Annotated in this window: 25 protein-coding genes and 1 tRNA gene; 7 read left to right on the top strand and 19 right to left on the bottom strand. The window is 46.9% G+C overall.

Features of this window, described 5'->3' with window-relative positions; all coding sequences use genetic code 11:
- Window positions 1-388: 388 nt before the first annotated feature.
- From ACHH0Z_RS09955 to ACHH0Z_RS09970, 4 genes are all read right to left on the bottom strand, one after another.
- Window positions 389-940 (bottom strand): hypothetical protein, encoded by a 552-nt coding sequence (locus ACHH0Z_RS09955; RefSeq protein ID WP_395149531.1) that lies wholly within the window; start codon window positions 938-940, stop codon window positions 389-391.
- A gap of 243 nt (window positions 941-1,183) precedes the next feature.
- On the bottom strand, window positions 1,184-1,372 hold the full coding sequence (locus ACHH0Z_RS09960) for a CPCC family cysteine-rich protein (RefSeq protein ID WP_369879017.1): 189 nt from the start codon (window positions 1,370-1,372) through the stop codon (window positions 1,184-1,186).
- Window positions 1,369-3,516 (bottom strand): hemagglutinin repeat-containing protein, encoded by a 2,148-nt coding sequence (locus tag ACHH0Z_RS09965; protein WP_072050653.1) that lies wholly within the window; start codon window positions 3,514-3,516, stop codon window positions 1,369-1,371. The genes ACHH0Z_RS09960 and ACHH0Z_RS09965 overlap by 4 nt, the downstream gene beginning before the upstream one ends.
- 1 nt (window position 3,517) lies before the next feature.
- Window positions 3,518-3,742 carry a hypothetical protein gene (locus ACHH0Z_RS09970; RefSeq protein ID WP_084832234.1) on the bottom strand — a complete coding sequence of 75 codons (225 nt, stop codon included), beginning with the start codon at window positions 3,740-3,742 and terminating at the stop codon, window positions 3,518-3,520.
- A gap of 839 nt (window positions 3,743-4,581) precedes the next feature.
- On the opposite strand from ACHH0Z_RS09970, the gene ACHH0Z_RS09975 reads away from it, so the two are divergent.
- Together ACHH0Z_RS09975 and fabV are read left to right on the top strand one after the other, a co-directional pair.
- Window positions 4,582-5,787: a tyrosine-type recombinase/integrase gene (locus ACHH0Z_RS09975; protein WP_023294888.1), complete on the top strand. Its 1,206-nt coding sequence runs from the start codon at window positions 4,582-4,584 to the stop codon at window positions 5,785-5,787.
- 136 nt (window positions 5,788-5,923) lie between these two features.
- Entirely contained in the window at window positions 5,924-7,120 is a 1,197-nt protein-coding gene (gene fabV / locus ACHH0Z_RS09980) for an enoyl-ACP reductase FabV (protein WP_023294887.1), read from the top strand.
- 92 nt (window positions 7,121-7,212) lie between these two features.
- On the opposite strand, the gene ACHH0Z_RS09985 is transcribed toward fabV, so the two are convergent.
- Entirely contained in the window at window positions 7,213-7,680 is a 468-nt protein-coding gene (locus tag ACHH0Z_RS09985) for a hypothetical protein (RefSeq protein ID WP_023294886.1), read from the bottom strand.
- 54 nt (window positions 7,681-7,734) lie between these two features.
- Entirely contained in the window at window positions 7,735-7,863 is a 129-nt protein-coding gene (locus tag ACHH0Z_RS09990) for a hypothetical protein (protein ID WP_023294885.1), read from the bottom strand.
- A gap of 300 nt (window positions 7,864-8,163) precedes the next feature.
- On the opposite strand from ACHH0Z_RS09990, the gene ACHH0Z_RS09995 reads away from it, so the two are divergent.
- Complete coding sequence (locus ACHH0Z_RS09995; RefSeq protein ID WP_023294884.1) at window positions 8,164-8,577, top strand: GNAT family N-acetyltransferase; 414 nt, start codon at window positions 8,164-8,166, stop codon at window positions 8,575-8,577.
- On the top strand, window positions 8,577-8,930 hold the full coding sequence (locus ACHH0Z_RS10000; RefSeq protein WP_023294883.1) for an NIPSNAP family protein: 354 nt from the start codon (window positions 8,577-8,579) through the stop codon (window positions 8,928-8,930). Before ACHH0Z_RS09995 ends, ACHH0Z_RS10000 begins: the two co-directional genes overlap by 1 nt.
- 347 nt (window positions 8,931-9,277) lie before the next feature.
- Here the strand turns inward: ACHH0Z_RS10000 and ACHH0Z_RS10005 are convergent, their stop codons facing one another.
- The 4 genes from ACHH0Z_RS10005 to ACHH0Z_RS10020 all read right to left on the bottom strand — a co-directional run bounded on the left by ACHH0Z_RS10005 (window position 9,278) and on the right by ACHH0Z_RS10020 (window position 12,285).
- The gene (locus tag ACHH0Z_RS10005; protein WP_023294881.1) at window positions 9,278-10,738 is read right to left on the bottom strand and encodes a DEAD/DEAH box helicase family protein; all 1,461 of its coding nucleotides are present in this window, start codon (window positions 10,736-10,738) and stop codon (window positions 9,278-9,280) included.
- A complete protein-coding gene (locus ACHH0Z_RS10010; protein WP_023294880.1) occupies window positions 10,704-10,862 on the bottom strand; it encodes a hypothetical protein in 159 nt (52 codons plus the stop codon). Before ACHH0Z_RS10010 ends, ACHH0Z_RS10005 begins: the two co-directional genes overlap by 35 nt.
- Window positions 10,859-11,095: a hypothetical protein gene (locus tag ACHH0Z_RS10015; RefSeq protein WP_084832169.1), complete on the bottom strand. Its 237-nt coding sequence runs from the start codon at window positions 11,093-11,095 to the stop codon at window positions 10,859-10,861. The genes ACHH0Z_RS10010 and ACHH0Z_RS10015 overlap by 4 nt, the downstream gene beginning before the upstream one ends.
- Before the next feature lie 983 nt (window positions 11,096-12,078).
- Complete coding sequence (locus ACHH0Z_RS10020; RefSeq protein WP_023294878.1) at window positions 12,079-12,285, bottom strand: hypothetical protein; 207 nt, start codon at window positions 12,283-12,285, stop codon at window positions 12,079-12,081.
- 185 nt (window positions 12,286-12,470) lie between these two features.
- Here ACHH0Z_RS10020 and ACHH0Z_RS10025 point away from each other — a divergent pair, with 185 nt between their 5' ends.
- Together ACHH0Z_RS10025 and ACHH0Z_RS10030 are read left to right on the top strand one after the other, a co-directional pair.
- A complete protein-coding gene (locus ACHH0Z_RS10025) occupies window positions 12,471-12,821 on the top strand; it encodes a hypothetical protein (RefSeq protein WP_023294877.1) in 351 nt (116 codons plus the stop codon).
- 280 nt (window positions 12,822-13,101) lie between these two features.
- Complete coding sequence (locus ACHH0Z_RS10030; protein ID WP_023294876.1) at window positions 13,102-13,659, top strand: recombinase family protein; 558 nt, start codon at window positions 13,102-13,104, stop codon at window positions 13,657-13,659.
- Between the two features lie 176 nt (window positions 13,660-13,835).
- On the opposite strand, the gene ACHH0Z_RS10035 is transcribed toward ACHH0Z_RS10030, so the two are convergent.
- From ACHH0Z_RS10035 to actS, 9 genes are all read right to left on the bottom strand, one after another.
- Entirely contained in the window at window positions 13,836-14,192 is a 357-nt protein-coding gene (locus tag ACHH0Z_RS10035; RefSeq protein ID WP_032635620.1) for a putative T6SS immunity periplasmic lipoprotein, read from the bottom strand.
- Between the two features lie 2 nt (window positions 14,193-14,194).
- Complete coding sequence (locus ACHH0Z_RS10040; protein ID WP_023294875.1) at window positions 14,195-14,737, bottom strand: hypothetical protein; 543 nt, start codon at window positions 14,735-14,737, stop codon at window positions 14,195-14,197.
- A gap of 103 nt (window positions 14,738-14,840) precedes the next feature.
- The gene (locus ACHH0Z_RS10045) at window positions 14,841-14,987 is read right to left on the bottom strand and encodes a hypothetical protein (protein ID WP_023294874.1); all 147 of its coding nucleotides are present in this window, start codon (window positions 14,985-14,987) and stop codon (window positions 14,841-14,843) included.
- 138 nt (window positions 14,988-15,125) lie between these two features.
- Complete coding sequence (locus ACHH0Z_RS10050; RefSeq protein WP_032635618.1) at window positions 15,126-15,506, bottom strand: hypothetical protein; 381 nt, start codon at window positions 15,504-15,506, stop codon at window positions 15,126-15,128.
- A 350-nt stretch (window positions 15,507-15,856) separates the two neighbouring features.
- Window positions 15,857-17,007, bottom strand: a protein-coding gene (locus ACHH0Z_RS10055) for an IS3 family transposase (protein ID WP_087855188.1) whose coding sequence is annotated in 2 segments (ribosomal slippage) — window positions 15,857-16,749 and window positions 16,749-17,007 — 1,152 coding nt in all. Because the reading frame shifts where the segments join, the coding sequence is not laid out codon by codon here.
- 690 nt (window positions 17,008-17,697) lie between these two features.
- A complete protein-coding gene (locus tag ACHH0Z_RS10060) occupies window positions 17,698-18,474 on the bottom strand; it encodes a hypothetical protein (protein ID WP_023294871.1) in 777 nt (258 codons plus the stop codon).
- A gap of 120 nt (window positions 18,475-18,594) precedes the next feature.
- On the bottom strand, window positions 18,595-19,320 hold the full coding sequence (locus ACHH0Z_RS10065; RefSeq protein WP_023337724.1) for an HNH endonuclease: 726 nt from the start codon (window positions 19,318-19,320) through the stop codon (window positions 18,595-18,597).
- A gap of 510 nt (window positions 19,321-19,830) precedes the next feature.
- Window positions 19,831-19,904: transfer RNA gene (locus tag ACHH0Z_RS10070), tRNA-Gly, on the bottom strand.
- An 80-nt stretch (window positions 19,905-19,984) separates the two neighbouring features.
- Window positions 19,985-20,728 (bottom strand): amidase activator ActS, encoded by a 744-nt coding sequence (actS, locus tag ACHH0Z_RS10075; protein WP_045407142.1) that lies wholly within the window; start codon window positions 20,726-20,728, stop codon window positions 19,985-19,987.
- A 163-nt stretch (window positions 20,729-20,891) separates the two neighbouring features.
- Here actS and idi point away from each other — a divergent pair, with 163 nt between their 5' ends.
- Complete coding sequence (gene idi, locus ACHH0Z_RS10080) at window positions 20,892-21,434, top strand: isopentenyl-diphosphate Delta-isomerase (RefSeq protein WP_008499704.1); 543 nt, start codon at window positions 20,892-20,894, stop codon at window positions 21,432-21,434.
- Window positions 21,435-21,453 lie beyond the last annotated feature (19 nt).

A 21,453-nucleotide genomic window follows, 5' to 3' on the forward strand; every position in this document is an offset into this window, starting at 1 on the left:
TCCGGGCTGCGTCTTCAGGAACGCTTCCTGCTCCTGCGGCGTATCGCCCTGCAGTTTTCCTTCTGACGCCAGCTTCGCGCCCAGCGCCGCATTGGGGGTAAACTTAACGGCTGATTAAACGATCCCGGCACAGTGGCCGGGATCTGTGTCATTTAGACAGTGGTTCAAGGCGAAGAAGATGAGACTTTGCCTTCTCTATAAGCTGTAAAAACTCATCGCATTGAAATTCAAGAATATTACTTTCATCTGGATAAATAATAATATTCACTGATTTCCTGTCTTCTGATAGTGAGATTTCACCCCACTGGACTCGATTAAAAGACAATTCAGCATAAAGATCTTCCCGATCAACTGAACTACCTACGCTATATTCCAACATATGAGACCTCTATTTAGTTGGTGGTTCACGGAAGCCAATTAATCTTGAACCATCAGAATTAAATCGTAATGCTCGTCCATCAGGAGCTGTAGCTTCAACAACAGTAATCCTTTGTTTATTTTCAAAAACCACTCGGGATTCAATCTTAGTATTTGGATTGTTTAATATTTCGTTAACTATATTCTGAGCTTCCTGATTAAGAACTGACGCTTTTTGACTGGAATAAGAATATGCGGAACCTTCTCTTCCGCCATGCTTTTGTAGTGCTCGTCCGGCATCAGTCAATCCATTTCTGTTAGATGCTGAAGCGGCCTCATTAAGGCGATCTTTTGATGGGGCAGTAGAAGCCCTGTTATTCCGAGCATTCTCCTCATCCTGCGGCTCCCAGCCCCCCGGCGTGCCTGATCCCGCTCCCCCCAGTTCTGCCTTTTCTTCATCCGTCCAATTTGCGCCAGTATTTGGCTGTTCTTTATCATTAGTCAGCGCTTCACCGATTGCTACACCTGCACCAGTGGCGGCAGCAGTCCCGCCTCCTGGCCCAAACCCACCACCGTCCAGCAATGGATTTCTGCATGCCCACGGCTCCTGTGCACACATTGCGCTGTTCAGCGTGTTATTCTCAACAACAACTCTTTCCTGTGCATTCCGGCAGGAACAACACATTTTTCCCTGTTCAGTCAGTGACTTACAGGGTGTTTTTGCTAAGGTACATCTGCTGCTGCAACTTTTTTCGCTGTTAAGCGTTTCAAGGGGTTAAAGGCTGATAAAACGATCCCAGCCATTGAGCTGGGATCGTTTTATCAGTTACTGTTTGTTAAATGCTCGTTTCGCCTCATTTAAATTCGAAGAGTTTGCCCCGCCAGAAAAATCTGGATCAGCCGATTGTACAGGGTCATCTTCCCACCCACATACAGGGCAAATTTCATAACAACCCAGCTCATCAATTGTTTTATTTCCACAGCATGGACAAGGATAAGAGCCATTATTCATCATTGTTTTTTCCAATATTCGAGACCTTTCTCTGGTTTAAACATTGTACGCGGTACACCATTTATATCTTTTGAAGCAAAGACATTAGTCGCAGGATTGTAATACAGCGTGTCTCCGTTAGGGCGAGTTTTAGTTAAGGTACCTTGCGGTGGGGTTGTCATAAAATTATGGGCTGCATCAACATATTGCTTAGCATTCTGATACTCAGGAAATTCTTTCCCATATTTTGTCCAGTGTCCATAGGCATTACCCACAGGTTCTGCTTTCTTGGCTTCTGTCCAAATCTGAGTATCTTTAGATTTACCACCAATCGGAACAGCCCCAATTCCAAGACCAGCAGCTCCTGGAAGCGGCTTACCATCTTCGTCAAACAACACCCCGGGCCTGGCAATGTTGTAGACTTTTGGGAGGCGGTCGCCGTGCTCTTTCTCAAGCTCTTCCTCATCATGGCCAGGACTCAGCGTGTTATTCTCAACCTCCACCTTCGCCGTTTCCGACGCCGTCGCCGCCATGGAGACACTACCATCCGTCACTGCTGCGCCCGCCAGACCACCTGCGATACTCACGAGGCTACTGACCAGCCGTTTCTCCTCTGCCGTCAGGTCACTGGATTTTTTATCTCCATACAGCGCGCTGACCAGATGGTCAGTCATCGCCGAGGCCGTAATGGCCCCTATGGCACCAGCCTTCAGGCCATCCGCACTGCTCCCGCCACTCAGCTGCGTCAGCGCCGCAGCCACAATACCGTGCAGCGCGGCACGGGCTGTCGGATCTTTCTGCTCCTTGACCAGGGTCGCCAGAAGAGGGGCCGCCCCCGCTGCCGCGCCTGCCTTCAGGTTACCGCCAAGCGCGCCTGCCAGTAAGCCCGCCGCTGCACTGCCCTTCGTCCAGAAATCACTTCCCGGACCGTACTCTGTATTCTGATATCCGGGCTGCGTCTTCAGGAACGCTTCCTGCTCCTGCGGCGTATCGCCCTGCAGTTTTCCTTCTGACGCCAGCTTCGCGCCCAGCGCCGCATTGGATTCCCGCGCTTTCTGCTCCGCATACTTGCCGTAAGCATCCAGCGCAGAGGTGGCCAGCGCCGCGCCTTCGCTCTGGACCGCCAGGTTATCCCTGACCTTCTGCACATCACCGTTCACGTCCACGCCGTGGTGGGCGTCAGCCGTATCACGGTTCAGGTCAGCAATATCCTGTTTCTGTCCCGCCGGGTTGCGAATGACAATGCTACCGCCACTCACCGCTGATGAGGTCGTGCCGGTGTGGCTCTCTTTTGCCTGGCCCGTACCGATGGCCGGTGCCAGGTTGCGGTTTTCACCGTTTCCGCTGCCGCCCGCGCTGCCGGAAAGCGCCACCGTGTAGCCGTTGCCGCTGGTCTGGCTCTCGTTATGGAGATTACTGAAACCCAGCGTACCCGTGTCGAGGCTATTTTTATCTGCAGACGCCGTGGATGCAATCACCGCGCCGTCAAGCTGGGTATGATTTCCGGTGGTGACGGCAAAGCCGCCTTTGCCTGCGAATATCCCGCTCTGTTCAGCGACGCTCTTACCATTCTGGGTGATATTCTCACCCGATGCACTGACGCTACCGGAAAAGGCACCATAACACAGTGGCGGTATGCACAGACTGAGGGACGCGCCTGACGAAGACTGCTTGCTGTCATAACTGGCTGTATCCTGCACGCTGCTGATGGTGAGATCGCGTCCGGTATTCACCACCACACCGTTACCTTCCAGCTCCGCACCTTTCAGGATGGTGTCGCGTCCGCTGTTCACCGTAAGCTGTTCATCAGCATGGACAACGCTGTTCGTATTGCGCTGTGACTGGCTGTTTTCCTTACCCTTATGCTGTGACGCTCCCAGCTCCACCGAGATGCCGTTTTGCGCACCAATCAGGCTCACACCAACACCAACGCTGAACTGGCTACCGCTGTTTTTACTCTCAGAGAGGGTTGTGTTCTGGGAGGCAGACAACAGAATATCGCGCCCCGCATCCAGCGCCACGTGTTTACCCGCGATCTGTACCCCAATACCGGCAATGTCATTTCCGGCACGGACAGAGACATTCTCACCGGCATTAATGGTGGTGCCCTGCGTGTCGGTACTGTTGTAACGACTGTCCTGAGAGGACGTCCCCGCCGTTAAAGACACTTTAGCCTTGACGAGCGACGAGTCCGGCATAGCGCCCTGCGCTGCGGGCAGCCGTCTCTGCGGCTTTAGCAGCCTCAACAGCCCAGCCGCCAGTAGATGCCGTCACACCATTCTGGGCGCTGCTGCTGTGGTTTTCACCGTCGCGGGTATCCCGGCTCACCCCCATGAGGACATTTTCGCCACTGAGTGAGACCGATTTACCGGCACGGATATCCGTACCTGACAGGGAGAGATCGTTACCGGCCTGCGCGACAAGGGTCTGCCGGGTTTTCGGGGGAGATTAAGGTCGCACCGGAAAGGGTAATGGTATGAATGGTGAAACAGGGTCCGGAGCCGGTAACCGGCAGCGGTCTGGCGGGCGCGGGGCGAGGAATACTCCGCTCCAGCTCCTCACGCTGTTGCTGGTTCTTTAATAACAGTTCCTCCTGCTGCTGACGCACTGTGTCCCGGTCAGCAGGAGTAAGGGGGGCTGCATGGCTCAGAGAGCAAAAAAATAACGAGCAAAAAAAGACGGCTTTGCTGTAATAGCGCATATTAAAGGATAATATTTTTTGTTTTCCTCAGTATGCCAGCTCTGGCGCAATAGGGAATAGTCTCAAAAAGAGGGCTACTATAATTGGTAGTAATATTTGCGTTAAGTTTAAAAAAACCGTTATGACGAAGAGCGTCATATCGGAATTTTTTATTATTGCCTGATTGTTTCTTCTTTCAAAAAATTTTAACCACCCCTTCCAATAGTTAGATATAAACATCAGCTAGCAGCGCAGATTAAATTATCCGTTGCATTCATCGTGCTGCAAATTCTGATGAAACCTGATAACTCAGTGCTGAATATGGAGGCATGCGTGATAACTTCGTTGAAGCGATCAAACAACAGCATGACGATACCTGGATGGAAAAGGATGGGCTGGTTAAAAAATAGACAGAGGAGGATTACATCAAGAAATTCTGGAGCGGGCGAAGGGAATCGAACAAAAATCCATTCCACTTCTGTAACCTACTAACAGATAACGATATTGCGATCAGCATAGGTAACTGATTACGTGATAATAGAGGATCATTATCGTGTCAATCAAGGGCCAGGCTTACCTATACAAACGAAAAGACGGAATCTGGATGTTTCAGATCTTCGTCCCGAAGTACCTCAGATTTTTATATCCGTGCCGGATGTGGCGCAAAACCACCTCAACCCGCGATCTCAATGAGGCTCGACGGTTCAGAAACTACCTCTTATTAGAATGGGAAGAGCTTAAGCGGAAGTACAATCCGAGCAACCCCGATCAGTGGTTGCAGCAGTCAATAGCCGCCTTGCATACCGAAGAGAAGAAGAACAAGAGCCGCCCTCAACCTGTAACGCGATCCTGTTCGATTCCCACTCTGTGCCTATTACGGGACGAATACGCCGAAAGCTATAAAAACCGCCGCTCTTATTCAACGTTAAGCAAATCAGCGCGAGCCGTTGAACTATTCCTTGAAAGTGCCAAACAACCGGACATTGCCTTAGAAAGGATAGGCCGCCGCCTGGTGACTGAGTTCCTCGATACACAAAAGGAGAAAGGAGCCGCCGATCAATCTCGTCAAAACTGGCTAACGTGTTTAGGGAGCCTCTACGAGTTTGCAAAGCGCCGCTACGATGGCATACCAGACCGCAACCCTTTTCACGGTCATAACCTCGAAGCACGCCGCACGATAGAGAGTTATCAGCCGTTTGAACCTGACCAGATGCAAAAGTTACTTGATGCAGCAGAGCCGGAGATCAGGAACATCATAATCATGGGGCTGTTTTCAGGATGCCGCCTTGATGAACTGGCAAGCCTAAAGAAGTCAGAGATCAAAACGGTGGAATGTGTACGCTGTTTCTACATTTCGAAATCAAAGACTAAGGCGGGGGTACGGTACGTCCCTATTCATTCCCGGCTATCTGCGATTGTCGATGAATACCTGAACCACAGTTACGGCGAATACCTGTTCCCACAAGCTAACAAGATTAACAGGAAGGATGGTAAGAAAGGGCCGTACTACTCTCAAAACTTCACCAGGTTGCGTGACAAGGTTTTGCCTACCGCTACAGATCGTCAATGCTTCCACAGCTTGCGCGGGATGTTCATCACATGCTTAGACCGTGCCGGGGTGCAGGAAACAAGAATAGGCAGTATCACCGGACACACTGAACAGAAAGCGAAAACCGAAGCATTCCGTACCTATTCACAGGGGGCGAGCATGGAAGAGTTAGCAGGGTATGTCGAATTGGTGGACTACCCTGAAATCTAATTATAGTAACGTTTCAACAAGACCATTATCCTTCCCAGAGTTAGTTAATGAATGTGTATTATTCATTACAACTTTTCATAAAAAAGTTATCATTATTGTATGTTAAAGAAGTTTTGCAAAATGGATTAAAATCAACATGATAATTAAACCCAAGATTCGTGGTTTCATCTGCACAACTACACATCCGGTTGGTTGCCAGGTCAACGTAAACAAACAAATCGAGTACGTCCGCAAAAACGGAAAACTCACTGATGGTCCTGCACGTGTGCTGGTGATCGGTGCCTCAACTGGTTATGGGCTTGCATCCAGAATTTCTGCAGCATTTGGCGGTGGTGCTTCCACTATCGGTATCTTCTTTGAAAAACCGGGTACGGATACCAAGCCTGGCTCTGCGGGCTGGTATAATTCTGCGGCTTTTGATGAAGCAGCGAAACGTGAAGGTCTTTACTCGAAAAGCATCAACGGCGACGCGTTCTCCGATGAGTGCCGCGACGAAGTTATCAGCCTCATCAAAGAAGATCTGGGTCAGATTGATTTAGTGGTTTATTCGCTTGCATCTCCGGTAAGAAAGATGCCAAAAACAGGCGAAATTGTTCGCTCTGCGCTGAAGCCAATCGGTGAGGTTTATACCTCTAAAGCCATTGATACCAACAAAGATCAGATCATTACTGCCAGTATCGAACCGGCAACCGAAGAAGAAGTGCGTAACACTGTTACCGTGATGGGTGGCGAGGACTGGGAACTGTGGATTGATGCGCTTAATAACGCTGGCGTTCTGGCTGATGGTGTGAAGACCGTTGCTTACTCCTACATCGGCACGGATTTGACCTGGCCTATTTACTGGCACGGTGCGCTCGGTAAGGCGAAGGAAGACCTGGATCGGGCGGCAAACGCGTTACGCAACAAGCTGGCTCCTCTCAACGGTGCTGCAAACGTCGCGGTGTTAAAGTCTGTTGTCACCCAAGCGTCTTCAGCTATTCCAGTCATGCCGCTTTATATTTCTATCGTGTTCAAGCTCATGAAAGATCGTGGGATCCACGAAGGCTGCATCGAGCAAATTAATCGTCTGATGACTACCAGCCTATATGGGGGTAGTGCCAAACTTGATGACGAGCAGCGAATCCGCATGGACGATCTGGAACTTCGGGAAGACGTTCAGCAAGCATGTCGAGATCTGTGGCCGACGATCACCAATGAAAATCTGGAGCAGCTAACAGACTACATTGCTTATAAAGAAGAGTTCCTGAAGTTGTTTGGTTTCGGATTTGAAGAGGTTAACTACGAAGCCGATACCGATACAAACATAGATTTTGATGTGAAAACATTAATCTAAGAAAAGGGGGCGCAAGCCCCTTATTTCTTAAACTCTGTATATAATGTGTTGGTTTTCAGCGTTATCAAATCGGAGTTACTAAAAAATAATACTCATCTTGCTGTACGATTCTTAACAACGACTTCTTTAAGGATACGATTATTTATTTTCTCTTTCCACAACCTTTGTTTTTCACTAAGATTTCTTTTCTTCATCGTATCAACAAGGAAATCATACTCTTTATCGTATAAATACCCTTTATCATTTGCATACTCAATCAATGCCAAGTTTGGATTGGCATGAATATTTTTCTTAATCCTTTTCAACCCTTCAAACAAAGTTCCAGTTGAAATATTCAAAAACCTATTTATACAAACGTTACCGACATACGTGGTATTGCCATTTTTTTTATTTTCAATATAGCAATGCTCTTTGATATCTTGACCACAGGGACAGAAATCCATTTCTTCAGAAACTTCTATCGAATGTAGACTCCACTCTGTTTTGGCAACTTCGAAGTTTTTTGAAACAGATAACGACAAAATATGTTCTTTTAGCCTTTCAAAGTTATGGTTTTCCATCAAAAGATCTCCAGAAATAGAAAAAGCGCTACTAATGAGCGCTTTGAGATGTTTTTACTTTTTCCCTTTTTTAGGGGGGATTTTTACAGTTTCCGTAACAGTTGTCCCTGGACGTTTCTTAGCCTCTTCCGGCTTTACAAACTGACCAGTACCCGCATCACGAACTACCTTTTGTTTAGGCATGAAAACACCTCATCTTAAATGAAGGATAGAACTACTTAACCTTTTTAATAGTAGGTAATAAGCGAAGCGGCGTCAAAGAAAAAACAAAACATCTACACAACATTAAAAAACATCATACAACATATAGCAAAAAAAGTAATATCTACCGTCATCCCCCAGTTGATGACCGTCCCCCCACTCAGTCACAGCCCTCAAATATTTTCGGCAGTGACGAGGCGGTCTTTATAATAGACCGTGAAGATTGCATAGATGCGATTGTTAATGCTAAACATAAGATCATTCATGGCACTGAGGCTGAATATGGAATCACGATACACTCTGGTTGATGCAGTGCCACCCGCAGAGGACTTTTGCCGCTTGCGCATCATATCCGGTTTAACCCCCCGCCCTCTTGAGGCCGCAAAACAAGCCCTCCCAAGAAGCTGTCATGGCGTATATATTGAATATTCTGATCTTATTGTCGACATGGGGCGGATTGTCGGAGATGGAGCGCTCAACTTCGAAATCGTAGATGTTGCAGTCGATCCAGAACATCAAGGTAAAGGGCTGGGCCGGAAAGTCATGGAGGCATTAATGTCCTGGCTCGGGCAACAAGCACCAGTTGGAGCATACATTACCTTGATCGCAGATGTTCCAGAGCTATATGAAAAATTCGGTTTTAAAACCGTCCGTCCTGAAAGCGAAGGGATGGCGCTCATTTGGGGATCGCATTAATGGAACGAATCATCGAAATATTGCAATACACATTACGCAAAGGCACCGGAGTCACTTTTCACAATATCATGCGGGAAATCAGCATTCCCCTACACCAGCGCCACGGGATCGAGGTTATTTCGTTCGGACACTCCATGCATAACCCGGATTGCTACTATTTGATACGCGCTTTTGATAGCCATGAGAACATGGTTGTTGTCCTTGATGCTTTTTATGCAAGCACTGACTGGCGCAGCGGCCCACGCGAAGACATCATCAGCTGTATAGAAAGCAGCCAAAAAACAGTGGTAAGCATGCCGTCTGGAAGTATGGAAGAGTTAGATAGGTATGTGGCGATGGTAAATGCCCAGTAAATTCGCTTCTGCTGCCGGACAAACTTTAAAACTCATCAAAACTACACCTTCACCGCTTACACAACATGATACTTTCCGCCATACCAGCGAAAAAGAATGGAGACAGTTGCAGCTAAGGCACGCGATAATCCGCGCTCAAGCGAAAAAACTAAACAGCGTGCAGCAACGGTGTTAGCTCAATCTACAAACTAAAAAAACGAGAAAAGGGGCATTAGCCCCTTTGCTGTATCAATCACCACATCAAACATCCCGAGATTCAGTTTTGCGTTCTGTTTTTCTACGTTTTTCAAAGGTGCGGATTGCATCCCAGATAAACAGGAACAGCAGATACCAGTAAAGCGCGATAATCATACGTAAGCGCCCTGGTTCCAGTAGGTTGCGACTGTCCTCACAGACACCGCCATCACTTCAGCAGCCTTTTTCTGAGTTAGCCCTTGCGCCTTGTATTCCAGCACCTTCAAGCGTGTTTCTTCCTGCTTGCCAGCTTTCTTGATCCCAAGGCATTCGATGGTTGAGCCAGGGAAGTAATGGGTTTTGAGGTATTCCGCTGCCGCCATGTCGGGAACGACAAAGACGAGAGGGTGATCGGTATCAGTGTTGCGAATGGATGTTCGGCTAAGAAACTGGTAGCACCGTTCAAGATACATTGCCTGGCGCTTCTTCTTCATCACCGTTTCAAAATCCCAACCGATACGTTTGCAATAGTCAGCCCATCTCTTACGATCTTTATCGCCCAGATTTGCACATCCGAGGAACACAGCACTGTGAACATCCTGGTAGCTGTTCATTCCGTAGCTGGACATCGAAACAGCTTCACCTCCCATGCGATCACCGAGCTCAGCGAGTCCAATAGTTTGGAAGTCACAGATGGGTTTATCGTTGTTAGTTGCGAAGATAAAATCCTTCCCAACAATCTGATTTATCTCTTTCAGATGACTGTTAAAAACATTAGCCAGCTCTGACTGCCCCGCTCTTTTGACATCTTCTGAGAGGACAACCACAATCTTGATAGGCACGTTCTTATGCTTGCGTCTCTCGGGTTCTGGCTGAAGGTGTTCCCCGGCTTCCTGTACTGCGATTTGAGCAACGTTCTCAGCCATCCATACAAACCCACTGCGATCTACACCAGCGCCAAGCACAGTGAAGCTCTTCGCCCACGTTGCGGCCTTCAGTATCGGGTTATAAGTGTATGCAAAGAAGCTGTATGAAGAATCACACTCGGTATGCATCACACCACCACCGTCGAGCGCCACGTAAAGCACTTTCTTCAGGCTGTCGCTGTTAGCGTGCTTCTCATGGTAATACTGGTACAGCTTGTCGTAGTGCTCATCACGCAAATAGAGCAACCCGTTTCGCTCTTCCAGCCATGCCAGGAATGGGAAGTTTTCTGCCGTTCTGTCCGCATGTCGGATCTTCGCTTCAGCCCCAAACCAACCATCAGGGATCTCGTCAATCATCACGTTGTGTTCTGCCAGTAGAGAGCGCATCTCAGGATTGAACGTAGCGAGGTGGCAGTAGTTGGTGAAACATTCGTGGGTGGTTATCACCACATTCGTTTGGAAGCTGTTCGCCAGAGTACTTTTCAGGTTGAGAGTCGCACCTTCAACGCAAATGTGATGATTTGGGATTCTCAAACGATTTAGTTCTTGCTTGAACTGCTCGGCTAAAGCGTGGGTTGGTACTACGATTAAGAACTTTTCTGGGACAGCTTCTCGATTGAAGTCGTAAATGTGTTCTTTCAAACGGTGGCTCTTTCCTGAGCCGCAAATCGCATTAACGAAGTTTACTACTGGTTTCTTTTCGGTCATTCGGTTCCTCTCGGTTTAGGACTGCTGTTATTAACTCACTCACCAGCGCGGCGGCTGATTTGTCTTCACGGTTGGCACGTTCAATCAGCGCCTTGTGGATGTCATCAGTGAATCGGATATTCATTTTGTTTTTTCCTTTCGGTATTCATCAAATCGAGCGAGTGCATCAGCAAACAGTTTTTCACGTTCCGCGTATTTGCGTTTTCTGGCTACGTTCATAGATGCATATATCACTTCACGAGTGACTTCGCCATTGACCAGTTCATTAAAAACCTGGTCACTACTAAAATATTTCAAAGCAATGTTCCTCCTGCTTAGCAACTCATCGGGAATGAGTATTGTGTATATTCCAGACATGACAAAACCCCCACACCGTTTACCCGGAGGAGGCATGAAGATAAAGTCATTAGAGTGGGCATTTGTTAGAGAAGTGAAGATATCCCTCACTTAATACCACCTTACCATGAAACGAACGTTTTGTCAAGTTATTTATTAACTTTCAACAAGATACTATCAAGGATCGTATGGTCACGTTGCTCTCCCACATACATCATGGATGTCCGGTAGCTTCACTGACTCGGATACCATCTTATCTATATTATTAACAATGAAATTTCCGGCTTAATATGCAAGTAAGCCGCTCTTATGGCTACGCCATTTGCACAAGTAACCTGATACAGAGGATGCAGAAAAGTCTAAAGGTACTTTAGAGTTATTTGCATCTTCGGTAAAAATGGAGGCTTACAATGAAACACTGAAAGTGTGTAATGGTGCATAAACTCATTTTCACAAGAGTAACTTGCACAATGGATTCATGGACGAGGTGTACGAGTACATAACACAGGAAATAATCAATATTTACTATTTAAATAGTAGTTAATGGTTTTTTAGGTATTAATGTTCGTTATGTGAGTACTGCGAGCATAGCAGATTTTCTTTACAGGAAAATAGCTTCTGAGTAATAACATCAGGTACAAAGGTTACTTTCCTGTAATCGATATCTTCCATGCTCCGCATTACATGCTACTCATGCAGCATACCTTTCATGGTCGCAGTGCTCCGCATGAAACAACACTCCAGAAAGCCGGAAAACTCCTCATGACTAACAGGATGTAAATAACCGATAAACAACCACATTTGATAGATGTAACCTATCATAATTCCTCCCTTATTATTCATTTTCTAACGCCTTTACGAAACTTTTATCCTTCCATCAACTTTCAACAAAGCCTTATTCTATGCGGCTTACAGCTAAATCAATGACGAATCATTAAGTGCTAATACTAAGCAACCGTTCTTTCTTGCGATGTTAAAATAACCAGCGATTTTTATACCCACTTTTACTCTGAACTACTGGTATTGAAAGTCTTTGCATACGGGCACTGCCCTTTAGTGACGTAGGTGAAAACATACTGGCTGTTCTCATAGGTGCAAAGCGTCTTACCATTCTCCGTTTTTTCCTGCTGCGGATCTGTCATTGTGATTTGTCCTGCCATCACCAACTGTGAAATCAGTAGTCCCGATATCACCAATATTGATTTCTTCATAAGCCTCACTCCAGTTGACTGTTATCGCCGAATGTCACAGTGCTCAGTATTTGTACAATAGCATTGTATCACCCACATCGATCGATTTTACTGATCTATAAGATCGATTTAATTAATTAAAGTGGTAAGATAAGGTAATGCGCTAACAGCGCCTTGTCACCAAATCAAACAAGAAAAGGAAGACCATGAAAAGATTGATTCTCACGTCACTGATCGTTCTCCCCTTCGCCTCAAGTGCAACCACATTCACCTGTAAGGCGATCCAGGAAGGGCAGATCGATTCTGGTAGCCAAAAATCTTCAGTCGAAACTCGCCTTGATGTGCAGGACAAAAGTATGAAGGTGAACATGGGTGGTAAAACCTGGCGACTCGGTTTCTTGGGTGAGAAAAGTATTGCGAAGATGTACGCCACGCCAGACGGAGGGATTGCCGTCACATACATCGACAATGGGAGTGAGCCTATTTTCGTTATGCGCCCCACAAACAATGATGGACAGACTGCTGTCTACACGCTCAGCCTGTGCTCTGAGATGTAAACAAAGGCGTGAGTAATCACGCCCTATATATTTGCTCGACCCCAACAATCAAACCGCAACGAGCATTTGAGCCTATCACCAGCTTCGCGATTATCATTTCCACTTACATTTGCTCTCAGTCCCGAGTCCTAAACCTCTATTATCCAGTCTCAAAACAATCTCCTTATAAGACTACACCGACACAACGGCAAAATGCGGCTTCGCCTTGTCTCAAAAGGTTGATCTTTTATTTTGGGACAGCTATTATTTTGATACTATCTTTTGAGACTTAGAGAACATCATGACAACTGTGATCGGATATGTGCGAGTTTCCACCAGCGACCAGAACGTTGAAAACCAGAAGCAGCAGATAACCGAAGCTGGATATAGTGTTAATCGCTGGTTCAGTGATAAAGCCGTGAGTGGTGCAGTAAAGGCATCAGATCGTCCAGGGTTTGGTGAACTACTCAGCTATGTGCGAGAAGGCGATACGCTGATTGTGATTGCCATAGACCGCTTGGGACGTAATACCATTGATGTACTGTCGACAGTTGAAATGTTGCAAGCGAAGGGCGTGAAGGTTGTCAGCTTGCGAGAAGGGTTCGACCTGTCAACACCAGTGGGTAAAGCAATGCTTACCATGATGGCAGGACTTGCCAGCCTGGAGAAAGACCTGATAGCAGAGCGCAGAACGGCAGGTATCAAGCGTGCTCAATCGGAAGGCAAACATTGTGGCAGACCGATTAAAGCAACCGCTGAACAGGTGAGAGAGCTATTAGATCAAGGTTGCTCTCCAGCAATGGTTCAAGATAGGCTGGCTATCAGCAAAGCCACCTTCTACCGACTAAAGACCTACTGACCCATCTTACTGATATTTGAGGAATCTCCCAGTTACAAGCGGGAGCCTTCGATCAGGTTGTTAAGCGGCTTCAGCAAGCGTGATAGACTATATGCATTAAGAGATATATACGCGCATTAAACGCTTACTTGATCACGTACGTGCGTTGAAATGAATATAAAGGGGCAGTTTGCCCCCTATTCTTTAGGGTATGAAAGTTCAGCGGTGACTAAATGTGATTCTGACTTATCAGATTGGACGTCATACGCGAAGCTATACCGCTCCCCAGACGTAAACTTAAATCCAAATACAGGAAGACACTCCCCCTTCGGCACATAAACAGGCTTGTCATCGAAAATCTTGTGAAGAGAGTCGCTATTATCGCTTTTGATTTGAATAGCAGTGATCCGTTCCTGCGGCTCCAGTGGTGACAACACACAAACTTGATTATCTTTGATCAATGCCGTTGTAGATTCACGATCTACCATTCGATCACCTGGCCCAGGGCATCCCGTTAAGAGGAATACAACACCCAGCAACATTTTGTTTTTCATGTTTAACGCCCCTTCCCTGTTACGATTTTCTGGTAAAGCGAAGGGACATCCTGCAACAAATCTACGCCCCTGTACATCCCCATGCGCCCTGGTCTCTGATAGTAAGACCACTTACTGATCCCATAAACCAGCAGTAACCAGTAATCAGCTAAAATAGAGGCTTGCTGTTCAAGAGAATAATCAGTGAGCTTTTCTTTATCCAGCCTGTAGGTATATTCAGCAGCCCAGCTAAAAGCTCCCCGCATTCTCACCCATTGCCCGTGTTGGTGTTGCCAGACATGCCCCAGCTCATGGATGAAAACATATTTATCTTCGATGAAAACCGAGTTTGCGGAAAAATCTTCCCTGTACATCGACTTTCTGTACCATAACTCCCCGTTTGGAGTCATCGCGTAGTTCTGTTTTTGTAGTCCGAATGGTAAATAGCTGTCGCAATGAATCCAGACACGGCTATACACTATCGAATCACCGAACACCCTACGAGCCATTGCTATCTCGCCTAAAGTCATCCGGCGTAATGTTCCTTCTTCTGCCTGTGCGCTCATAAACCGTCCTCCTTGTATGATTTATCTAAATCGTAAAATCATAAGTCGAAATAGTCTATACACGAACATTAGCCATTCATCAAATACAGTGATGGTGCAAGCGTTACTCCCCATTGGTACTATCCCCGTCCTCTTGTAGCATGGACTCAATAAACTCTCGTTGCTCATGCGTCAGTGCAAGTTCTTCCAGCAAGCGCTCTAACTCTTCCTCAGGTGATTCATCTTGAATCTGTCTGTTCCCGATAGCCATGCTCACCCTTGAGTTATTAGGATTAATCGCAGAGTATTCAGGGTGCAGAAAATGCGCAACTAACAGATTTTGGACAATAAAGCCTTATTGCCCATTGATGGTATGACAATGGGTGGTGCAACAGCATCAGCGTTTTGCCTACTGGCAATGTGTGTCAAACCACTCACGTACCTCATCAGTAGTAGCGCTCTCTTTGTGTTTGGCTACTGCCCACACAGAAAAGTTATTCAGGTACTTTTCGTAAAAGCCACCAACTGGATATTCAATCCCCTTTTTAATGAAAGTTTTAACAAATATTTTTTCTGCAATTTCCTTTTGGGAGTTCGTGAAATCTACCGAGTAGCGGGGCGCGTTAGCAATGAAATGGCAATAAATCCCGCTTAGTACATCTGTATCATTTAACAATGGGGGAGTCTGACAAGCCCAAATATCTTGAATGGAGGATGAAGTACCAGCATTCGTCTTATATAGAGTTGCTTCCTTCCCCTTGCTTTTGCAAAAGTCCCCAATCAGTGACATTACAATATCCGCGTTACTTACGTCTCTGTAACGAGCGGTTACAAGCCATCCTAAGCTCTGATCATAACTCTCCGAATAAGTAGGCACATCTAAGTGCTCTTGCCGCTGAGAACCCCCGCTACAACCGACGCAAATGGCACAGAAAAAAAGTGATAATCCTTTAATACACATGATCCACCGTCAACAGTTTGTTATTAAACATATTTAACCTCAGAGCAACTTGAGTGTTTTGTTTTTTCTCTTAACATTCCAAATCAGGCTAATGAGGGGTAAGCCATTATGGATTAAGGTTCAGATACAACTGAAATAATAGAGAATCCTGATCCTACCCACGTAATGTGGACACGGCCCTAAGCGAGGTTCTGGTTTTCAAATTGTTCGGGACTGAGTCCGCCACAGGCACTGTGTCGGCGCCACCGATTGTAATCACACTCGATATAATTAAACACCGTCATCCGCATGATTTCCCGGCTGATAAGGCGTTCCCCGTGGATACATTCCACCTTCAGCGAGTGGAAGAAGCTTTCCGCGCAGGCATTGTCGTAACAACATCCTTTGGCACTCATGCTACCGTGCAGATTATGCCGCTTCAGTAACGCCAGATAGTCTGCCGAACAGTACTGCCCGCCTCTGTCCGTATGCACGATGACATTTTCCGGGCGCTTACGTCGCCAGAGTGCCATCTGTAGCGCATCGCAGGCCAGCTGCGCTGTCATCCGCGACGACATCGACCAGCCGATGACAGCACGGGACCACAGGTCAATGACCACCGCCAGGTACAACCAGCCTTCGTCCGTGCGCAAGTACGTGATGTCACCCGCCCACTTCTGATTCGGGCCACTCGCGTAAAAATCCTGTTTCAGCAGATTTTCAGACACCGGCAGGCCATGTTCGCGGTATCGGACCGGGCTGAACTTCCGGGCCGCTTTTGCGCGAAGCCCCTGACGCCGCAGGCTGGCGGCAATGGTTTTGACGTTGTACTCAGGCAGTTCGTCAGCGAGACGAGGCGCACCATAACGCTGTTTTGCCTCAGTGAATGCCTGACGGACAGCAGTATCACAGACGAGCCGGAACTGCTGACGTGGTGTTATCTGCTGACGACGCAGACGCCACGCATACCAGCCGCTACGGGCGACCCGCAGTACCCGGCATATGGCTTTGACGCTGAACTCAGCCCGATGTTTTTCAATAAAGACATACTTCATTTCAGGCGCTTCGCGAAGTATGTCGCGGCCTTTTGGAGAATGGCCAGCTCCTCTGCCTGTTCCGCCAGTTGGCGCTTAAGACGGGCAATTTCAACGGACATTTCCTGCTCACGTTCGGAAGAGCTGCGGGCATTGTTAATCTTACTGCGCCATGCGTAGAGCTGGGATTCGTACAGGCTGAGTTCCCGGGCAGCGGCAGCAACACCGATACGTTCCGCAAGCTTCAGGGCTTCGTTGCGGAATTCAGGCGTGTACTGTTTGCGGGGCTTCTTACTGGTTGATGCTGGTTTTGTCATGAGTCACCTCTGGTTAAGAGTTTACTCACTTAGTCGTGTGTCCACTATTCGTGGGTAAGATCATCCAGCAATCTCCGTCCCCCCTCTGCCAGAGTGAAATCTGGCGGAATCCCTTCTGACTGCGTCCTGGACTTCATCTTGTGTTGGCTCGTGGTCAGAGCGAAGTAACACCGTCTCCGCTCTGGTTTCTTTCCCGTCTCTGTGTTCGTATGTGATTTTATACGTGATGCTCATCATCTTCCTCCGCCTTATTGGATGTACTTTAGTTTAGACAATACCATCCACAAAGCCCCGTTAATGATACAAGTAACAAGCTGAGCATAAGCGAGGTACTTGTAGTACCTGCATATTACAAGTACATGGGTACGGATGATCGCAGTGATTGCCACTCTGCACCTGTTTATGTTATGTAGCTCATAACGCTACACACCGGACTTATAGACATATGATCAATAAAATGGATTTATAAGAAGTCACACATAAAAACAGGGTATTACTGATAACACTGGCGCTCATGACCCAACAAACTCACGTAGAACTTATCACGCTAATCTTGATAGACTAACAGGAGACTGACAATACTAAGGCGTGTATTTACAGCAATACAATCTATGACGATCAGTCCGTTTGAACAATGCAAATGTATTAAGACGTCTGTAGAGTATTCAGAACACTTTGATTATTAAATCATCATTTCTGTTCATTCGCGGCAGTAAGTAAATCAATAAAAATCTCGGAGAAGAGAGCGTCTTTAAAAATATCAATCTTAAAGATCTTCTGATGACTACCAGAAGTTAACTGTGATTTTAATCTCATTCTAATGACATCATGATAATCTTTAGAAGCAGAGAAAACATAGAATATAGCAAATCCCTCCACAACGAAATACCATAGTACACTGTCAGCCTCATCACTTTTTATAAAAGCAAAGTTACTAAGAATAGATTTAATAACGTGATCAGGAATATTATTCGTTGTATCGATCAATCTAAATACACAAATACGGATGAAGTTATCCACCTTCAAATGACTAAGTTTATTTATTCTCACCTGTTTATTTTTAATGCAATGCCTCATCAAGTCATCCAACTCAGGAACTCCATTAACAGTTGAATAATGCACACTTTTAGAGATAGAGGCTCTCCATAGTATACTTAGTAAGAAAAGATAAAATCGCTTATAATCGAAAGAGTTGATGATAATATGGTCAGAGTTTTTACGTATATTATGATGATTTCTCAACAATCTTGTTCCATACGATTCGTACTCATGGCTGATAAACTGCTCACATTCGAAGCATAGAAGTGGCTCTTTAGGATCAACATTTTCTCGTTTTGGTTTACTACCTTTTTGAAATATAATCAACTGCGAATCATTCTTCTTCAATCGTTTGAAATAGCTTCTTGGTATGCTATGAGATTCCAGTAGTTCTTTCTCTTCGAGACATAACTTACAGATACTTTTCATAAGTTTCCCATAATATAAAAATGTCGATATTTACATTCCCTGCTTAGCAAGATATTAAATAAGGTCTCATAGAATCCCCAAGATACTTACCCTATTCATACTATCACAAGCATGTTCAGTTTATTTGTTAACTGGTACTAACTCCAAAACGCCATAATGCGCCTGTCTGTGACAGTTCGGGCACAATGCAATCGCATTTTCAACGGAATCCTCCCCACCATTCGAAAGCCACTCAATGTGATGAACCTCAAGAAATGGTGTGCCGTCTACTTTGAGAAAAGGAGCGTCACTCTTACAGCTTTGACACTTGCCATTAGCCCTTGAAAGAACTTCGGCTACCACATAGGGGCTTCGCTTATAAACTCGTGTTGTAACCTCGATTAGCTCAGGAGTTTTATTCTCAGCGTCTAAAATCTCTTTGCGTTCTGACGGGGGCAGTTCTGACGCATCATCAACAGCCTTTTCAAACTCAGATTTCACCTTACGGTAACACCATTTACCTTGCTGATCCTGATACAACTCCCAAATACCATGAATAGAGGGTTGATAGATTTCAAAGATCTTCCCTCGCTTGAACAATCGGTCATACTCATGATGCCGATGGGTTACATCATCAGTTCGCCTGGCTGTTTTGTTGAAACTCCAGTAGCTACGATTGCAGTTGACTGAGTTGACAATGAGATTCAAGTGGGTGTCGTCTTTATAATGTGGAAATCGCTCTTTCAGATAAGCATCCACTTGCTTCGCCGTTGCCGCCCCTCCGAACTGTTCCTCAATCACTTGGACAGTAGTGATTCTTATCGGTTGGTCGCCATACTTGTATGTTCGATTTGCTTTTGAAGACATCAAAAAACCTCTTGCAATCTAAGATTTATCTTAGATTAACTATCGAGCATAACTTGTGCAACTCTCTGATTTTGGACAATAGAAGCCATAAAGCCCCGTTGGTGATACAGCAACAAGCGTAGCGACTTCATCAGACTGTCAGAGGGATCACACCTTATCAGGATAACCGTGTACCTTTGCGGGAGCGTGGCTGAAGCGCTGATAGAGCCTACATGTCGTTTGTAGGTACGTTATCACCATAAACCTGCTTACGTGGCTCATAGGGCGCGTGTGTTCAATCTGTCGATGACATAACGATGCCTGGATGGGCTTTTTCTTCACGTTTTCTATCGCGGTGTGAGGATGCAACTGCCGCCAACGCTGAGTTATACTGTCATCTCACCATGTAACTTAGCGTGACAGTTACCAAGGGCGGATCACAATGGTAGAACCAATAGGCGACTAAAATAGGTAACTATTTAAGTTGCTGATAGAGAAGGCTTTTAAGGCTTCTCCACAAGGGGAGAGATCTGGAGCGGGCGAAGGGAATCGAACCCTCGTATAGAGCTTGGGAAGCTCTCGTTCTACCATTGAACTACGCCCGCTTTGAGGTGCGTAAGGCATTATAGACCTTACGCACCTTCATACAAGCCTCTTCCCAACTAACCGGCGATTAAATAATCACTTAGCACTTCGGTTTGCTGCCGGGCGCAGGAAGATAGCGCTGCGGATCGATGGCCGTCGCCTTATAGCGAATCTGGAAATGCAGCTTCACTGAATCCGTACCGGTACTGCCCATGGTGGCAATCTTCTGCCCGGCTTTGACGTTCTGCCCGTTGTTGACCAGCATCGTGTCGTTGTGCGCATAGGCCGTGATGTAGTCTTCCCCATGCTTAATCATGATCAGGTTACCGTAGCCGCGCAGCTGGTTACCCACGTAAACCACCTTCCCGGCTCCGGAGGCATAAACCGGCGTACCGCGCGCAGCGGCGATATCAATACCCTTGTTGCCACCTTCAGAGAGTGAGTAAGGGGCGACCACTTTACCGCTGGCAGGCCAAATCCAGCAGCGCTGTCCAACCGGCGGCCATGACGATTGTGGCACCTGATAGGACGGCGTCACTTTGGCGGTTTTGCCTTTCGAAGAGGACTTTTTACCCGCGGACGATCCGCCGCTAACCTTCAGCAGCTGCCCCACCTCGATGGTGTAAGGCGGCGAAAGATTATTCAGCCGCGCCAGATCCTTCACGCTGGTCCCCGTTGCGCGCGAAATCCGGTACAGGGTGTCCCCGCGCTTAACGGTGTAGACCGAACCGGAATAGCTTCCCGTATCCGAAGATTTGCTCCCTGAACAGCCCGCCAGTAATAGCGTCAGCGTCAGGCAAAAAATAGCGGTAATGGGGTTTCTCGTCAGGCTTCCTGCAAACAAAACAGATCCTCGGTCAGCGTGAATGGCGCACTATGATAACAGCCAAAACGAACAGGGGTCATGCCCTTTTCCGCTCTACGAGCCAAACCGTTCGTATAAGAATGCAGTATAATGCTTCGGCTGATGGTGCTGAACCACTCGGCAATTTGGCACTGGAGCATCAATGAGTATTCAAGAACACGTTATTTTGGTAAACGACCAGGGAATGGTGATTGGCACTCAGGAAAAATATGCCGCGCACACGTTACATACCCCGCTGCATCTGGCGTTCTCTTCATGGCTTTTTAACGCAAAAGGCGAATGTCTGATCACCCGACGCGCCTTAAGCAAAAAAGCCTGGCCCGGCGTCTGGACCAACTCCGTGTGCGGCCACCCGCAGTCGGGTGAAGAGACAGTCCAGGCGATAATCCGCCGCTGCCGCTTCGAAGTGGGCGCAGAACTGACCGATATCACCGCCGTCGCCCCTGAATTTCGCTATCGGGAAACCGACCCGTCCGGGATCGTGGAAAACGAAATTTGCCCGGTATTCGCCGCACGCATTACCAATGACGTGACGATAAACGAAGATGAAGTGATGGACTATCAGTGGGTTGAGCTTGATGCGCTATTTCGCGCGCTGGACGCGACGCCCTGGGCCTTTAGCCCGTGGATGGTCATGGAAGCGACAACCGCCCGCGAAAAACTCATAGCCTTCGCGGCGCAATAAAAAAGCCCCTTTCGGGGCT

This window comes from Enterobacter cloacae complex sp. 2024EL-00227, from assembly GCF_043945315.1.
In the GTDB taxonomy this organism is placed as follows: Bacteria; Pseudomonadota; Gammaproteobacteria; order Enterobacterales; family Enterobacteriaceae; genus Enterobacter; species Enterobacter roggenkampii.

What these genes read in the sequence shown, in the direction of transcription:
- ACHH0Z_RS10020 (WP_023294878.1), bottom strand. Translation starts at nt 12,285, where the DNA reads ATGAAGAAATCAATATTGGTGATATCGGGACTACTGATTTCACAGTTG.
- idi (WP_008499704.1), top strand. Translation starts at nt 20,892, where the DNA reads ATGAGTATTCAAGAACACGTTATTTTGGTAAACGACCAGGGAATGGTG.
- ACHH0Z_RS10050 (WP_032635618.1), bottom strand. Translation starts at nt 15,506, where the DNA reads ATGTCACTGATTGGGGACTTTTGCAAAAGCAAGGGGAAGGAAGCAACT.
- ACHH0Z_RS10035 (WP_032635620.1), bottom strand. Translation starts at nt 14,192, where the DNA reads ATGAAAAACAAAATGTTGCTGGGTGTTGTATTCCTCTTAACGGGATGC.
- ACHH0Z_RS10040 (WP_023294875.1), bottom strand. Translation starts at nt 14,737, where the DNA reads ATGAGCGCACAGGCAGAAGAAGGAACATTACGCCGGATGACTTTAGGC.
- ACHH0Z_RS10015 (WP_084832169.1), bottom strand. Translation starts at nt 11,095, where the DNA reads ATGTCTGGAATATACACAATACTCATTCCCGATGAGTTGCTAAGCAGG.
- ACHH0Z_RS10060 (WP_023294871.1), bottom strand. Translation starts at nt 18,474, where the DNA reads ATGAAAAGTATCTGTAAGTTATGTCTCGAAGAGAAAGAACTACTGGAA.
- ACHH0Z_RS10000 (WP_023294883.1), top strand. Translation starts at nt 8,577, where the DNA reads ATGGAACGAATCATCGAAATATTGCAATACACATTACGCAAAGGCACC.
- ACHH0Z_RS09960 (WP_369879017.1), bottom strand. Translation starts at nt 1,372, where the DNA reads ATGATGAATAATGGCTCTTATCCTTGTCCATGCTGTGGAAATAAAACA.
- ACHH0Z_RS10005 (WP_023294881.1), bottom strand. Translation starts at nt 10,738, where the DNA reads ATGACCGAAAAGAAACCAGTAGTAAACTTCGTTAATGCGATTTGCGGC.
- ACHH0Z_RS10030 (WP_023294876.1), top strand. Translation starts at nt 13,102, where the DNA reads ATGACAACTGTGATCGGATATGTGCGAGTTTCCACCAGCGACCAGAAC.
- ACHH0Z_RS10025 (WP_023294877.1), top strand. Translation starts at nt 12,471, where the DNA reads ATGAAAAGATTGATTCTCACGTCACTGATCGTTCTCCCCTTCGCCTCA.
- ACHH0Z_RS10065 (WP_023337724.1), bottom strand. Translation starts at nt 19,320, where the DNA reads ATGTCTTCAAAAGCAAATCGAACATACAAGTATGGCGACCAACCGATA.
- ACHH0Z_RS10045 (WP_023294874.1), bottom strand. Translation starts at nt 14,987, where the DNA reads ATGGCTATCGGGAACAGACAGATTCAAGATGAATCACCTGAGGAAGAG.
- fabV (WP_023294887.1), top strand. Translation starts at nt 5,924, where the DNA reads ATGATAATTAAACCCAAGATTCGTGGTTTCATCTGCACAACTACACAT.
- ACHH0Z_RS10010 (WP_023294880.1), bottom strand. Translation starts at nt 10,862, where the DNA reads ATGAATATCCGATTCACTGATGACATCCACAAGGCGCTGATTGAACGT.
- ACHH0Z_RS09995 (WP_023294884.1), top strand. Translation starts at nt 8,164, where the DNA reads ATGGAATCACGATACACTCTGGTTGATGCAGTGCCACCCGCAGAGGAC.
- ACHH0Z_RS09985 (WP_023294886.1), bottom strand. Translation starts at nt 7,680, where the DNA reads ATGGAAAACCATAACTTTGAAAGGCTAAAAGAACATATTTTGTCGTTA.
- ACHH0Z_RS09990 (WP_023294885.1), bottom strand. Translation starts at nt 7,863, where the DNA reads ATGCCTAAACAAAAGGTAGTTCGTGATGCGGGTACTGGTCAGTTTGTA.